Genomic DNA, 12,801 nt, shown 5'->3' with positions numbered 1-12,801 from the left:
GAAGTAGCGCAGGTTTGAACTCACCAACGACGAATAGGTAATAGGGGGCTTTATGATCAACTTGAACAACCAACCCACCATCGACCAATTGGCTCAGCTGTTCGCTGCCCGCAAGGACAGCCTCGATGACCACCTGCTGTGGGTCAGTGCCACAGGTGACGTGCACATCGACAAGATGCCGCCGCACACTGTCGAAGAGGCGATCGATGCGAAGCGTGAAATGCGCGCCCGTTTCAGGATGTTCCGCCGTGGCAAGGGCTACGTCGGCAAGAAGGCAGCGGCAGACACCGCGTTTGTCGCCAAGGTGCTGGAGACCCTGCAACAGGAATGGCCCGCCATCCGCGAGCGCCAGGACGTGAAGGTGATCGACCGGCTGTGCTGAGCCAGGCGAATTGAAAAAGGCGACCTTCGGGTCGCCTTTTTCATGCGTGCCTTATCGCCTCATCGCGGCTCTGGCTCGCCCCACCGTCTGCGCACATTCCCTGTGCGCCACGACAGGGCGTAACCGCAGGCATCAGGCCTGACGACGAAACCGCGGGTGCTCCATCGGCACGGCGTCGGTGGCCAACGCCCGGGCCCGGTCCACACCGCGCACCAGCGCACGGCTCATGGTTTCACCCGGGCACGAGGGGTAGTACTCCTCGAACAGCGCCTTGCCCCGGCGCCCGTACACCCCCAGGAACATCTGCGTGGCCCCGGTGCGCGACAACCGCACCTGCACGTCGATGCTGGTGCCATCGCTGAGTTCTTCGTCATGGCTGCGGCTGTGCAGCTGAGAGTCGGCCCACGCCCAATAAGTCTCTTCCCTGATGCGCATCGCACTGCTCCTTGTTCGTTCGAACCGACAGTAAGGCATACAACCGCCAAGGGGGCTAGCGACAGCCGTCGCCCCATTGAGCGAGGTCAAGAAAGCCGCATAAAACGGCAGATTCAGCGTACCGGTCGTCTGTTTGCGAAATAGCCTACAACCTACATGAAAAAGCCCCACACACCGCAGCACAGGCTGGATGGCGGGGCCTCTTCGGCGTCGTGGCTACTTCTTGCGCAGGCCCGGCAGAAACCGGCGGCGCTCGCTGCGCGGTGGCACCGTGGAGCGCACACGTACCGGCGCGTCTTCCAGGGTCATGTTGGCAAACCCCAGCTGGAACGCTGCTTGCCCGCAACGCACCTGGCTGTTGATGGGAAACTCGTCACCATCGTCTTCGAAATACGATTCCTTCATACCCGGCTCCCCTGCTGTGGATCACTACCGGCACGCAGATGAATGCCTAGGAAATAGTGACCTGTTGCTTTCAGAGACTAGCCGGACATTTGAAGACTGCCTGGTCACTTATTGTCGCACCCGACCAGTGGCCTATGGCTACCTGAGTTTGACCGCGGTGCCGGTGACGAACACCACCACCATGCCGCCACGAGCCGACGGCATGCTGATTTCGTAATCCAGGCCGATCACTGCATCGGCCTGCAGGCTGCGGGCGCGCTGGCGGATTTCGTCGGTGGCCTGGATGCGCGCTTCTTTCAGGGCGCTTTCCAGGGTTTGCGAACGGCCGCCGAAAAAGTCGCGAAAGCTGGTGAAGATGTCGCGTACCACGTTGATGCCCTGCACCGATTCGGCGCTGACTACATCTAGGTAGGCCGCGACTTCGCGCCCTTCGACAGTGCCAGTGGTGGTGAGGATCATTGCGTACTCCTGAGCGTTGTCGGGGCATGCCCCGACCCAAAAGAACACGATGGTAACAAACCCGCACTTTCGCCGCCCGTCACTTGCGGCCCGCCCAAGTGCGGCTATTTTCATTGGAACGTTGTTACAGCGTATTAATACTTCGGACGGAGTCGAAGCATGTCGATACCACGTTGCATGAGCGTTCTTGCATTGGGCCTGGTGCTGGCCGGGCTGGCGGGCTGCAGCAGCATCGATGCCCGCACCACACAATACGTCGGGGCGCCCCATCCTTCGCCCACCGCTGCGGCTACGGTCGAGGTACTGCGCAGCGAACCGACCCGCCCCCATGTCCGCCTGGGCGAGATCGTGGTCGATGCCAGCGTGTCGCCGCCGCCACCGATCACCGACGTGGAGCAGAAGCTGCGCGAACAGGCCGCCAGTATCGGCGGTGACGCCGTCGTGGTGGTCTACGACCGCATCCAGCCGGTTTCGGCCTATGTCAGTGGCCCGCTCTGGGACCGCGATATCCGCTCCATCGACGGACGCAAGCTCAAGGGCATCGTCATCAAGTATCAGTGACCCTGTGGTCGCCGGTGGTGCCGGCGCCAGCCTACGCGCCCATTCGCCCCCTGGGGCCCCTGCCTCGCTGGCAAGGCCGGCCCCTGCCCAGAAGCGCAACATTGAACAGGCACCACCGTCATGCAAAGGACCACCGCCACTTGTCTCGTACTGCCCTGCGCCCTGCTGTTCCTGCAGCACGCCCTGGCGGACAACGCCGAAACCGCCAACAAGAGCAACAACCCGCTCAACCTGGCACCGGGCCTGAACCTGCAGGACTACTACACCCCCTCGGTGTACGACAGCAACGTGCACACCAATGATTTTCTGGTGCGCGGCACCCTGCCGGTCGCCCCTGGCGAACTGCTGCCGGTACCGCAACTGCTGCGCGCCACCCTGCCCATCAGCACTCGACCCGACCCCCACGGCGGCTACAGCACCGGCATCGGCGACCTCAACCTGTTCGACATCTTCCTGCTCAAGACCGAAGGCGTGCAGCTGGGCATCGGCCCGCAGCTCACCGCCCCCACTGCCGAGCACGACGAGCTGGGCACCGGCAAGTGGCAGGCGGGGCTGGCGGCGGTGGCCATCGACGCCTCGCCACGCGGGCTGCTCGGGGCGCTGGTGCAGTACCAGAGCTCGTTTGCCGGCGACCATGACCGCGCCCACGTCGAAACCGCCACCCTGCAGCCATTCATCATCCACAACCTGCCCAAGGGCTGGTACCTGCGCTCCACCGGCACCTGGACCTTCGACCTGAAGAACGACACCCACTACATCCCGCTGGGCCTGGGCGTGGGCAAGGCCTGGAAGGCCGGCAGCAACATCCTCAACGCCTTCATCGAGCCGCAGTGGACAGTGGAAAAAAAAGGTGACGGCCTGCCGCAGTTCACCGTGTTCGCCGGCCTCAACGTGACCTTCGGCAAGTAGCCAGCCCATGACCGGACCCTCCGGCAGCCAGCACCCTGTGCGTTCAATTGAAGGAGCACCACCATGCATACCCGACCTGTCCTGCGTTACCTGCCGGTGCTCGTGCTCAGTGGCGCGCCGCTGCTGGTGCAGGCCGACAACGCGCGTGACTGGCAGAACATCCCGATCGACCTGAACATGGTGTTCGGCTACTACAACCGTATCGACACCAACACCCCGATCGACACCGCCCTGCCCATCGACGGCCTGTCCCTGGATGCCGACCTCTACATCCTGCGCCTGGCGCGCTCGTTCAGCATCGACGGACGCAACAGCGCGATCCAGCTGGTGCAGCCATACGCCGACGTGTCGGCCTCGTTCGACGATGCACGTTTCTTCAATGGCACCAAGCACAACGGCGGCATGGGCGACACCCAGATCGTGTTCGCCCACAACTTCTTCGGCGGCCCGGCGCTGACCGCCGAGGAGTTCGCCAGCTGGACCCCGGAAACCTTCATGACCGGCGCCGTATGGCTCACCGTGCCCAATGGCGACTACGCCAAGAACCGCGTCATCAACATCGGCGCCAACCGCTGGGTGGTCAAACCCGAAATCGGCTTCGGCCACCCCATCGGCCCCACCTGGCTGGAGGTCAACACCTGGGTTTCGCTGTTCGGCGACAACGACGACTACCTGGGCGACAACAAGCTGGAGCAGAAACCGCTGTATGCCGTCGAAGGCCACTACAGCTACACCATCAACCGCGGCCTGTGGGCTTCCCTCGACGCCACCTACAGCTTCGGCGGCGAAACCCGCATCAACGGCGAAAACCAGGACAACAAGCAGGCCAACACCCTGGTCGGTGCCAGCCTGGGCTTCATGCTCTCGCCGCAGTTCGGTGGCCTGATCGCCTACACCGACACCGTGTCCGAACGTACCGGCTCACCCGATGTGAACACCTGGACCTTGCGCCTGAACTACGCCTGGTAGCCATGGGAGGCCTGATGAAGCGTTCGCACCGACTCACCTGCCTGGCCCTGCTGGCCCTGTTGCCGGCCCTGGCAAAGGCTGCCGACCCGCTCGACCCCAGGGCCCTGGCCGCGCTGTCGAACATGGGCAGTTACCTGCACCGCCTGCAGGCCTTCAGCCTGAGCACCCGCAGCGAAACCGACCAGCAACTCGACAGCGGCCCCACGGTGACCTTCGCCCACCACACCCAGGTGCTCGCCCGCCAGCCCGACAAGCTGTTCGTCAGCGTCGACCAGGGCTCGGCGGCGCGCCAGTTCTTCTACGACGGCAAGCAGTTCACCCTGTATGACGGTCGTCACGGCTACTACAGCAAAGGCGCGGCGCCGGCGACCATCGAGCAACTGCTCGGACAACTGAGCGAGCGCTACGCCATCACCCTGCCGCTGGCCGACCTGTTCCGCTGGAACGCCCAGACCGCGAAACAGGTCGGCATCACCCAGGCCACGCTGATCGGCAGCGAATCCCTCGACGGCCAGGCCTGTACCCACTACGTGTTCCGCCAGCCCGACATCGACTGGCAACTGTGGCTACGCGAAGGCGCGCAGCCGTTGCCGTGCAAGCTGATGATCACCCGCCGCGACGACCCCGAGCGCCCGCGCCATAGCGTGACCTTCGACTGGGACCTGAGCACGCCCATCAACCCGGCAGCCTTCGACTTCACCCCGCCGGCCAAGGCCGTGGCGGTGCCGCTGCGCGAACCGAACGAGGGCCGCCAGCCATGACGCCACTGCGTACCTGCCTGCACCTGGGCCTGAGCGCCTGCCTGCTGACACCGCTGATGGCCGACGCCTGGCAACTGCGCGGCGGCGGTGGCGGTGGCGGGCGTACCTTCGTGGTGCCCTATCACGCCGGGGGCGGCCACTTCGCCCCCCCGCCGCCGCATTACCAGCCGATGCCGCACCCGATGCCCCCGCATCCGCAGCCGATGCCGCCCCACCCGGCGCCGCCTCCGCATCCGCAGCCCGGCCCTGGGCCGCACCCACCGGGCCCGCCACCGCATCCACCGGGCCCTCACCCGCCCGGCCCCGGCCCGATGCCGCCACCACCGCCACCGCCACCGCCGCACCCGGACGACTGGTATCACCCCTGGGCCGCCGCTGCCGTGGTCGGTGCCACCACTGCCACGGCCATCGCCATCGGCACCCAGGTGGCCGAGGTACCGCCGGACTGCGTGTCGGTGGTCGCCAACGGCGTGGCCTACCAGCACTGCGGCGCCACCTGGTACCAGCCGCAATACGTCGGCAGCAACGTGCAGTTCATCGTGGTGCCTGCGCCATGGTGAACCCACCCGACCCAAAGGAATGCCCATGAGCGCCCTCACCGACATCAATGCCCTGCACGCCGCTATCGCCGCCTCGGTGCTGGGCCAGGACCAGGTGATCCGCCAGATCCTGGTGGGCCTGCTGGCCAACGGGCACGTGCTGCTCGAGAGCCTGCCGGGCCTGGCCAAGACCCGCACGGTCAAGGCCCTGGCCCGGCACCTGGATGCACGCATGAGCCGCATCCAGTTCACCCCCGACCTGCTGCCCTCCGACATCACCGGCGCCGAGGTGCTGCAACAGGTCGAGGGCCAGCACCAGGTGCGCTTCCAGCCCGGCCCGCTGTTCGGCAACCTGATCCTGGCCGACGAGATCAACCGCGCCCCGGCCAAGGTGCAGGCGGCGCTGCTCGAAGCCATGGAGGAGCGCCAGATCACCGTAGCCGGCACCAGTCACAGGCTGCCCGACCTGTTCATGGTGATCGCCACCCAGAACCCCATCGAGCAGGAAGGCACCTACCCGCTGCCCGAGGCGCAGATGGACCGCTTCCTGATGAAGGTGCTGCTGGATTACCCCGCGCCGGCCGATGAAGGCCAGGTGTTGCAACTGCTGCGCCAGGAGGAACAGCGGGCGGCGGCCAAGGCGGCCAGCGACAGCTTCAGCCTCGGCCAGGAGGTGATCTTCCAGGCCCGCCGGGAAGTGGCAGCCATTCACGTGGCCCCGGCCATCGACAGCTACCTGATCGCACTGGTCAACGCCACCCGCCACCCCGCCGACTACGACGCCGACCTGGCGCGCTGGCTGCAGCTGGGCGCCAGCCCACGCGGCGGCATCGGCCTGGACCGCTGCGCGCGCGCCGATGCCTGGTTGCAGGGCCAGGACTTCGTCTCGCCCGACAACGTGCGCGCCATGCTCCACCCGGTGCTGCGCCATCGCCTGCAACTGAGCTACGACGCGGTGGCCGACGGCGTGACCAGCAGCGAGGTACTCGACCGCCTGCTCGACAAGGTGGCCATCCCGGCCTGAGGACCGCATATGCCAGCACCGGCGCAGCAACCCGACGGGCACGTCTACGTATCGCTGGCGCAGCTGATGGCGCTGGCGTTCGATGCCCGCGGCCTGAGCTTTCTGGCGCGCCAGCCCAGGGCCAGCGTGCTGGCCGGCAGCCACGCCTCGCGCCTGCGCGGGCGCGGCCTGAACTTCGACGAGCTGCGCCGCTACCAGCCCGGCGACGACCTGCGCCATCTCGACTGCAGGGCCAGCCTGCGCACCGGCACGCCGGTGGTACGCACCTTCACCGAAGAACGCGACCGCCCGGTGCTGGTGGTGCTCGACCAGCGTATGTCGATGTTCTTCGGCTCGCAGGTCAGCTTCAAGTCGGCGCTGGCCGCGCAACTGGCCGCGCTGTGCGCGTGGATCGCGCTGGCGGCAGGCGACCGGGTCGGCGCCCTGCTGTTCGACGATACCCGCATCGAGTACCTGGCGCCGCTGCGCAGCCGCAGCCGGGTCCAGGCGATCTGCGCCAAGGCCGCACAGTTCAACCAGGCGCTGTCGGCGGATGTACCCGATGGCGATGCTGCGCACGGCCTCGACACAGTCCTGCAGCGCTGCCTGGCGCTGGCCGCGCACGACTGCCTGATCTGCTTCATCAGCGACTTCGCCGGTGCCGGCGAACGCACCCTGCATCAGTTGCGCCAGTTGCGTACCCACAACGACGTGATCGCGTTGCAGGTCTACGACCCGCTGGCCCTCGACCTGCCACGCCAGGGGCGCCTGCTGGTGACCCAGGGCCAGTTGCAGGTGGAGCTGGCGGTGGAGCGGCGTCAGGTGCACAAACCCTTGAGCGAGTTTCTCAGTGGCCGCCTGCACGACGTGGCGCAGATGCTGCGCCGCAGCCAGGTGCCGCTGCTGATGTTCAGCACCGCCCTGCCTGCCGCCCAACAGCTGCGCATGGAACTGGGCAAGCTGCGCAGGCCACCGGCATGACCGCGCCAGTGCCCAGCGTCGACCAGCTCAAGGAGCTGGCGCTGCCGCCCGCCGTCAGCTACTGGCCACAAACCTGGGGCTGGGCGCTGCTGGCGGCATTGCTGCTGGCCGGGCTGGTGCTGTGGGCGGCGCTGCGCCTGCGCCGCTGGCAGCGCGACCGCTACCGCCGCCAAGCCCTGGCACGCCTGCGCCAGCTGGAACAGGCAATGGCAGATCAGACCCGGCGCGTGCAGGCCCTGCGCGAAGTGCCCGAGCTGCTCAAGCGCGTGGCCCTGTCGATGCCCGAGGCTCCGGCCGTTGCCCCGCTGCATGCCGCCGACTGGCAGGCGTTTCTGGTGAGCCATTCACGCACCCCGCTGCCCGCCGACTTCGCCTGGCAACTGGCGCAGCTGGCCTATGCCCCCGACAGCCGCCTGCACGAAATCGATGCGTCAGCGCTGTTGGGCTACAGCCGCGCCTGGGTAGAGCATCATCATGTGGCAGCTTGATTACCCCTGGCTGTTGCTGATGCTGGCGCTGCCCTTGCTCGGCTACCGCTACCTGCCGCCCTATCAGGAAGCCCGCAGCGCCTTGCGCGTACCGTTCTTCGAGGCCATCAGCCAGGCCACCGGGCAGCGTCCGCGCCTGCCCGGCACCCGGGCCAATCGCTGGCAGCTGCTGTTGCACTGGCTGGTGTGGGCACTGCTGTGCCTGGCCGTGGCACGCCCGGTGCTGGTCGAGCCCCCCATCGAGCGCCAGGCACCGGTACGCGACCTGATGCTGGCCATCGACATCTCCCAGTCGATGCAGACCGTCGACCTCGAGAACGCCGACGGCAAACCGGTTTCGCGCATCAGCGCGGTCAAGGCGGTGGTCGCCGACTTCATCGCCAGGCGCCAGCAGGACCGTCTCGGCCTGGTGGTGTTCGGCAGCGGCGCCTACGCCCAGGCACCGCTGACCCTGGACCACGCCAGCCTGTCGATCCTGCTGCAGCAGACCGACGTCGGCATGGCCGGGCCCAACACCGCCATCGGCGATGCCATCGGCCTGAGCCTCAAGCTGCTGGAGCAGGCTCACGAGCCGCAGAAGGTGCTGATCCTGCTGACCGACGGCAACGACACCAGCAGCGCCATCACCCCCGCCCACGCCGCCCAGATCGCCGCGGCCCGCGGAGTGGTGATCCATACCATCGGTATCGGCGACCCGCAGGCCGAAGCCGAGGCCAAGGTCGACCTGCCGACCTTGCAGCAGATCGCCACCGTCACCGGCGGGCAGTTCTTCCGGGCCCAGGACCGCGATGCCCTGCAACAGGTGTACGCCACCCTCGACACGCTCACCCCGCACGCGGTGAAGACCTACAGCCACCAACCCAAGCGCGACCTGTTCTGGCTGCCGCTGGGCGCGGCCCTGTTGCTGCTGACGCTGTACCACCTGCTCGCCCTGGCGGCAGCGTGGTGGCGCAGGCGCCTGCCAGCGGAGGCGCCCGCGCATGGACATTGACCTGAGCAACCTGCATTTTCTGCGCCCGCTGTGGCTGTGGCTCTGGCTGCCCGCCGTGCTGCTGGTGCTGGCCTGGCGCCGCCAGCGCGGCCAGGCGCTGAACGTGAGTATCGCCCCGCAACTGCTGGCGCACCTGCGCATAGACGGCCACGACCGGCACCGCATTCGCCCCATACACCTGCTGGCGGCCCTGCTCGCACTCGGCGCACTGGCCGCTGCCGGCCCCACCTGGGAGCAGGACCGCCCGCAGTTTCTCGACAACCGCGCGCCGTTGATCCTGGCCCTGGACCTGTCCGGCTCGATGGACGCCAGCGACCTCTCGCCCACCCGCCTGGAGGCCGCCAAGCACAAGCTGCACAGCCTGGTGCAACGCCGCCAGGGCGCAGCCACCGGGCTGATCGCCTATGCCGGCAGCGCACACCTGGTGCTGCCCCCCACCCGCGACCCGGCGCTGCTCGACAGCTTCATCCAGGCGCTGGGCAGCGACCTGATCGAACAGCCTGGCAAGAACGTTTTGGCCGTGGTGGCGCTGGCCCGTCAACTGATCGCCGCCGAGCCCGGCCCCGCCACCCTGGTGCTGCTCACCGACGGTGCCGACACCACGCAACTGGCCCCGCTGGGCAAGGCCCTGGACGCCAGCCTGCTGCAGGTACTGGTGCTGGCGGTGGGCAGCAGCGATAGCGGCCTGGTCAGGGGCGCCGACGGTCAGCCGCGCACCGACAGCAACGGCCGGCCGCAACTGGGCCGCTTCGACAAGGCCGGCCTCGAACAGCTGGCCAGGGCGCTGGATGCACCACTGGGCAGCCTGACCCTCGACGATGACGACCTGGACTGGATCGAGGCCCATGCCCAGCAGCACTTCGCCGACGCCGACCCGGCCAGCCAGCAACTGCGCTGGAAAGACGCCGGCTACTGGCTGTGCTGGCCGCTGCTGCTGATCGCCCTGTTGTGCATCCGCCGCGGCTGGAGCCTGAACTGGAGCGCGTGCCTGCTGCTGGGCCTGGTGCTGGCCCCGGACGGGGCGCGCGCCAATGCCCTGGTGGATGCATTCATGACCCCCGACCAGCAGGGTCGCTGGGCCTTCGAACACCACCACCTGCCCGCCGCGGCGGCGCACTTTCAGGACCCTTACTGGAAGGGCATTGCCGCTTACCAAGGGGCCGACTACGACCTGGCGCTGGCCAGTTTCGCGCGCCTGCACACCGCACCGGCCTATTTCTACCTGGGCAATATCTACACCCGCCGCTTCAAGTTCGACCAGGCCATCGCCGCCTATCGCCAGGCACTGGCCCTGCAACCTGGGTTTGCCGAGGCCCAGGCCAACCTCGCCCTGGCCATCGCCCTGCAGAAGGACACCGAGTCGGCGCAGCAGAACGCCCCAGAGGTGCAGGCCGACCAGGTGGCCTTCGACAAGCCGGCCGGCAAGGGCCCGAGCAAGCAGGTGCAGACCCCGCAGGCGGCCTCGGACGCCCTGTGGCTGCAGAACCTCACCACCTCGCCCGCGCAGTTTCTCAAGCGCAAGTTCAGCCTGCAGGACCAGGCTGCCAGGGGGGCGCCATGAGGCTTGTCGGCCTGCTCCTGGCCTGGCTGCTGTGCAGCTGTGCGCTTGCCGCCGACCCGCAGTTGCGGGTGCAGGCGCAACTGCTGGGGGGCGACAGCGTGGTGGTGGGTGAAACCGTGCAGTTGCAGCTGGACGTGCTCACCGACACCTGGTTCACCGGCGCCCCGCAGTTGCCGACGCTGAGCGTGCCCGGCGCACTGGTCACCCCGCCCGGCGACCAGGCCCAGCACCTGACCCTGAACCTGGACGGCAGCACCTGGTTCGGCATGCGCTACCTGTACCCGATCACCGTGCAGCAGGCCGGCACCCTGGACATTCCCGCACTGACCGTGACGGCCCGGCCGGGCAATGCCGCGGCCGCCCTGAGCGCCACCACGGCGGCACTGCACCTGCGCGTACAACTGCCGGCCGGGGTCGAGCCGGGCCAGGCGGTGCTGGTGGCCAGCGCCCTGAGCCTGACCCAGCAGGTGAACCCGGCAAGCAGAACACTCAAGGTGGGTGACAGCCTTACCCGCAGCGTGACCCTGCAGGCCCAGGGCGCGCCGAGCCTGATGCTGCCGGTGACGGCGCTGCAGGCTGTGCCGGGCCTGAGCCTCTACCTCAAGACGCCCCAGGTGCAGGCCCTCGACGATGGCCGTGGCCACGTCGTGGGCGGCCAGCGCATCGACACCGCCAGCTACCGCATCGAGCAGCCCGGCAGCTACCAGCTGCCCGCCGTGCAGGTGCACTGGTGGAGCACCACCGACCAGGCCCTGCGTATCACAACGCTGCCCGCCGTGCCCTTCACCGCCAGCGCCGGCCCTGCCTACACCCCGGTGTTCTCGGTGGCCGACGATCTGCAGCGTCTTGGCCAGCAGGGCCGCCTGCACCTGTCGCGGCACTGGCTCGGCGCCGCTTTGGTGCTCGCGGCACTGGGCCTGGCGTGGCGGGTGTGGCGTAGCCGCGGGCCGACCTGGCTGGCCCGCTGGCGGCACTGGCAGGCCCGACGCCAGGCCCGTCGCCTCGCCTCTGCCGAGCATGCATGGCAACAGGTGCCCGTTGATCTGGCCAGGCATCCGCCGCAGCTCACTGCGCTATACCTGTGGTTCAGGCGCAGCCAGGGCAGCGTGCGCCTGGCCACGGCCGACGACACCACCCTGCTGGCGCTGCTGCGACGCTGCTACGGCGCAGACGGCGCAGACGGCGCGCCCGATACGCTGCTCGCTGCGCTCAAGGCCGAACTTGCACAGCTTCATGCACGGCATTCACCGCGCCAGCCTGCCGCGCCCGCGCGCCACGGCCTGCGCCCGCTCAATCCAATGCAGAACAGGGAGTCGCGATGAAATCCAGTCCGAGTGTTCGTGGGTGGCTGCTGCTGGTATTGCTGCTGCACTGGCCATTGTCGGCCCAGGCCGATGCGCCGCTGCCCTCATGGCATCAGGGCGCCGCCAGGGCCGCCCTTGTGCAGTTCGTCGAAAGCGTCACCCGCGAGGGCGACCCGCAGTTCGTGGCCCCCGCGCAACGCATCGCGGTGTTCGACAACGACGGCACCCTGTGGAGCGAACAGCCCGCCTACTTCCAGGTGCTGTTCGCCTTCGACGAGATCCGCCGCATGGCCCCCGAGCACCCCGAGTGGAAGACCACCCAGCCGTTCAAGGCGGTGCTGGAAAACGACCAGAAGGCCCTGGCCGCCGCCGGCATGGACGGCCTGCTGAAAATCATCGGCGTGACCCACACCGGGGTCAGCACCGAAGCCTTCATCGGCCATGCCAGGGCCTGGCTGGCCAAGGCCCGTCACCCCACCCACCAGCGCCCCTACACCGAGATGATCTACCAGCCCATGCACGAGCTGCTCGACTACCTGCGCAGCCAGGGCTTCAAGGTGTACATCGTCTCCGGGGGCGACACCGCGTTCATGCGCGCCTTCGCCGACGAGGTGTACGGCGTGCCGCCCGAGCAGGTGATCGGCTCCAGCTTCGTCACCGAATACCAGCTGGTCGACGGCGTGCCGGCCCTGCTGCGTACCGCCAGGATCGCGCACAACGACGACGGCCCGGGCAAGCCCGAAAGCATCGACGCGATCATCGGGCGTCGGCCGATCCTGGCCTTCGGCAACTCCGACGGCGACCTGCAGATGCTGCAATGGACCGCCGCCGGCAAGGGCCCGCGCTTCATGGGCCTGGTGCACCACACCGACGCGAAACGTGAGTGGGCCTACGACCGCCAGTCGCAGGTCGGACGGCTGGACAAGGCGCTGGACGAAGCGCGCCGCCAGCAATGGACAATCGTGGACATGGCGGCCGACTGGGCCCGGGTATTCCCGTTCGAGCCTGCCTCCACACCGCAATCGCAGTGACGCGGTAACGAGCAAAGCAGTG

Annotated in this window: 16 protein-coding genes; 13 read left to right on the top strand and 3 right to left on the bottom strand. The window is 67.9% G+C overall.

What is annotated here, in order from left to right; genetic code table 11:
* Positions 1–52: 52 nt before the first annotated feature.
* Positions 53–382: a hypothetical protein gene (locus DN388_RS08745; RefSeq protein ID WP_043859774.1), complete on the top strand. Its 330-nt coding sequence runs from the start codon at positions 53–55 to the stop codon at positions 380–382.
* 132 nt (positions 383–514) lie between these two features.
* Here DN388_RS08745 and DN388_RS08740 read toward each other — a convergent pair whose 3' ends face one another.
* From DN388_RS08740 to DN388_RS08730, 3 genes are all read right to left on the bottom strand, one after another.
* Complete coding sequence (locus DN388_RS08740; RefSeq protein ID WP_043859775.1) at positions 515–817, bottom strand: hypothetical protein; 303 nt, start codon at positions 815–817, stop codon at positions 515–517.
* Between the two features lie 216 nt (positions 818–1,033).
* Positions 1,034–1,222, bottom strand: a complete 189-nt coding sequence (locus tag DN388_RS08735) for a hypothetical protein (protein WP_043859776.1) — start codon at positions 1,220–1,222, stop codon at positions 1,034–1,036.
* 138 nt (positions 1,223–1,360) lie between these two features.
* The gene (locus DN388_RS08730) at positions 1,361–1,681 is read right to left on the bottom strand and encodes a YbjQ family protein (protein WP_043859777.1); all 321 of its coding nucleotides are present in this window, start codon (positions 1,679–1,681) and stop codon (positions 1,361–1,363) included.
* A gap of 159 nt (positions 1,682–1,840) precedes the next feature.
* On the opposite strand from DN388_RS08730, the gene DN388_RS08725 reads away from it, so the two are divergent.
* The 12 genes from DN388_RS08725 (at position 1,841) to DN388_RS08670 (ending at position 12,779) form a co-directional block, all read left to right on the top strand.
* Positions 1,841–2,242 carry a hypothetical protein gene (locus DN388_RS08725; RefSeq protein ID WP_043859778.1) on the top strand — a complete coding sequence of 134 codons (402 nt, stop codon included), beginning with the start codon at positions 1,841–1,843 and terminating at the stop codon, positions 2,240–2,242.
* Positions 2,243–2,362: 120 nt separating this feature from the next.
* Positions 2,363–3,151, top strand: coding sequence for a hypothetical protein (locus tag DN388_RS08720; RefSeq protein ID WP_058541250.1), 789 nt, complete (start codon positions 2,363–2,365; stop codon positions 3,149–3,151).
* A 63-nt stretch (positions 3,152–3,214) separates the two neighbouring features.
* A complete protein-coding gene (locus DN388_RS08715) occupies positions 3,215–4,120 on the top strand; it encodes a transporter (protein ID WP_043859780.1) in 906 nt (301 codons plus the stop codon).
* 14 nt (positions 4,121–4,134) lie between these two features.
* A complete protein-coding gene (locus tag DN388_RS08710; RefSeq protein WP_043859781.1) occupies positions 4,135–4,881 on the top strand; it encodes a DUF2092 domain-containing protein in 747 nt (248 codons plus the stop codon).
* Positions 4,878–5,441: a hypothetical protein gene (locus DN388_RS08705; RefSeq protein WP_254998803.1), complete on the top strand. Its 564-nt coding sequence runs from the start codon at positions 4,878–4,880 to the stop codon at positions 5,439–5,441. The genes DN388_RS08710 and DN388_RS08705 overlap by 4 nt, the downstream gene beginning before the upstream one ends.
* A 25-nt stretch (positions 5,442–5,466) precedes the next feature.
* Positions 5,467–6,444, top strand: coding sequence for a MoxR family ATPase (locus tag DN388_RS08700; RefSeq protein WP_104572646.1), 978 nt, complete (start codon positions 5,467–5,469; stop codon positions 6,442–6,444).
* Positions 6,445–6,453: 9 nt separating this feature from the next.
* Positions 6,454–7,404, top strand: a complete 951-nt coding sequence (locus tag DN388_RS08695; protein ID WP_254998800.1) for a DUF58 domain-containing protein — start codon at positions 6,454–6,456, stop codon at positions 7,402–7,404.
* The gene (locus tag DN388_RS08690) at positions 7,401–7,892 is read left to right on the top strand and encodes a DUF4381 domain-containing protein (protein WP_043859763.1); all 492 of its coding nucleotides are present in this window, start codon (positions 7,401–7,403) and stop codon (positions 7,890–7,892) included. The genes DN388_RS08695 and DN388_RS08690 overlap by 4 nt, the downstream gene beginning before the upstream one ends.
* Positions 7,879–8,883, top strand: a complete 1,005-nt coding sequence (locus DN388_RS08685) for a VWA domain-containing protein (protein ID WP_058541253.1) — start codon at positions 7,879–7,881, stop codon at positions 8,881–8,883. Before DN388_RS08690 ends, DN388_RS08685 begins: the two co-directional genes overlap by 14 nt.
* Positions 8,873–10,444 carry a VWA domain-containing protein gene (locus DN388_RS08680; protein WP_254998796.1) on the top strand — a complete coding sequence of 524 codons (1,572 nt, stop codon included), beginning with the start codon at positions 8,873–8,875 and terminating at the stop codon, positions 10,442–10,444. The genes DN388_RS08685 and DN388_RS08680 overlap by 11 nt, the downstream gene beginning before the upstream one ends.
* Positions 10,441–11,766 carry a BatD family protein gene (locus tag DN388_RS08675; protein WP_078481932.1) on the top strand — a complete coding sequence of 442 codons (1,326 nt, stop codon included), beginning with the start codon at positions 10,441–10,443 and terminating at the stop codon, positions 11,764–11,766. The genes DN388_RS08680 and DN388_RS08675 overlap by 4 nt, the downstream gene beginning before the upstream one ends.
* Positions 11,763–12,779: an HAD family phosphatase gene (locus DN388_RS08670; RefSeq protein WP_043859767.1), complete on the top strand. Its 1,017-nt coding sequence runs from the start codon at positions 11,763–11,765 to the stop codon at positions 12,777–12,779. Before DN388_RS08675 ends, DN388_RS08670 begins: the two co-directional genes overlap by 4 nt.
* Positions 12,780–12,801: the final 22 nt, after the last annotated feature.

Origin of the sequence: Pseudomonas sp. S12(2018) (assembly GCF_024355235.1) — a bacterium.
Classification (GTDB): domain Bacteria; phylum Pseudomonadota; class Gammaproteobacteria; order Pseudomonadales; family Pseudomonadaceae; genus Aquipseudomonas; species Aquipseudomonas palmensis.
The sequence above is the reverse complement of the archived record's forward strand: the minus strand, read 5'-3'. Positions and strand labels throughout refer to the sequence as shown.

Excerpts from the sequence above, each read along its gene's own strand:
- DN388_RS08690 (WP_043859763.1), top strand. The coding sequence starts at position 7,401 with ATGACCGCGCCAGTGCCCAGCGTCGACCAGCTCAAGGAGCTGGCGCTG.
- DN388_RS08680 (WP_254998796.1), top strand. The coding sequence starts at position 8,873 with ATGGACATTGACCTGAGCAACCTGCATTTTCTGCGCCCGCTGTGGCTG.
- DN388_RS08685 (WP_058541253.1), top strand. The coding sequence starts at position 7,879 with ATGTGGCAGCTTGATTACCCCTGGCTGTTGCTGATGCTGGCGCTGCCC.
- DN388_RS08695 (WP_254998800.1), top strand. The coding sequence starts at position 6,454 with ATGCCAGCACCGGCGCAGCAACCCGACGGGCACGTCTACGTATCGCTG.
- DN388_RS08730 (WP_043859777.1), bottom strand. The coding sequence starts at position 1,681 with ATGATCCTCACCACCACTGGCACTGTCGAAGGGCGCGAAGTCGCGGCC.
- DN388_RS08710 (WP_043859781.1), top strand. The coding sequence starts at position 4,135 with ATGAAGCGTTCGCACCGACTCACCTGCCTGGCCCTGCTGGCCCTGTTG.
- DN388_RS08705 (WP_254998803.1), top strand. The coding sequence starts at position 4,878 with ATGACGCCACTGCGTACCTGCCTGCACCTGGGCCTGAGCGCCTGCCTG.
- DN388_RS08735 (WP_043859776.1), bottom strand. The coding sequence starts at position 1,222 with ATGAAGGAATCGTATTTCGAAGACGATGGTGACGAGTTTCCCATCAAC.
- DN388_RS08700 (WP_104572646.1), top strand. The coding sequence starts at position 5,467 with ATGAGCGCCCTCACCGACATCAATGCCCTGCACGCCGCTATCGCCGCC.
- DN388_RS08720 (WP_058541250.1), top strand. The coding sequence starts at position 2,363 with ATGCAAAGGACCACCGCCACTTGTCTCGTACTGCCCTGCGCCCTGCTG.
- DN388_RS08740 (WP_043859775.1), bottom strand. The coding sequence starts at position 817 with ATGCGCATCAGGGAAGAGACTTATTGGGCGTGGGCCGACTCTCAGCTG.
- DN388_RS08675 (WP_078481932.1), top strand. The coding sequence starts at position 10,441 with ATGAGGCTTGTCGGCCTGCTCCTGGCCTGGCTGCTGTGCAGCTGTGCG.
- DN388_RS08670 (WP_043859767.1), top strand. The coding sequence starts at position 11,763 with ATGAAATCCAGTCCGAGTGTTCGTGGGTGGCTGCTGCTGGTATTGCTG.
- DN388_RS08725 (WP_043859778.1), top strand. The coding sequence starts at position 1,841 with ATGTCGATACCACGTTGCATGAGCGTTCTTGCATTGGGCCTGGTGCTG.
- DN388_RS08745 (WP_043859774.1), top strand. The coding sequence starts at position 53 with ATGATCAACTTGAACAACCAACCCACCATCGACCAATTGGCTCAGCTG.
- DN388_RS08715 (WP_043859780.1), top strand. The coding sequence starts at position 3,215 with ATGCATACCCGACCTGTCCTGCGTTACCTGCCGGTGCTCGTGCTCAGT.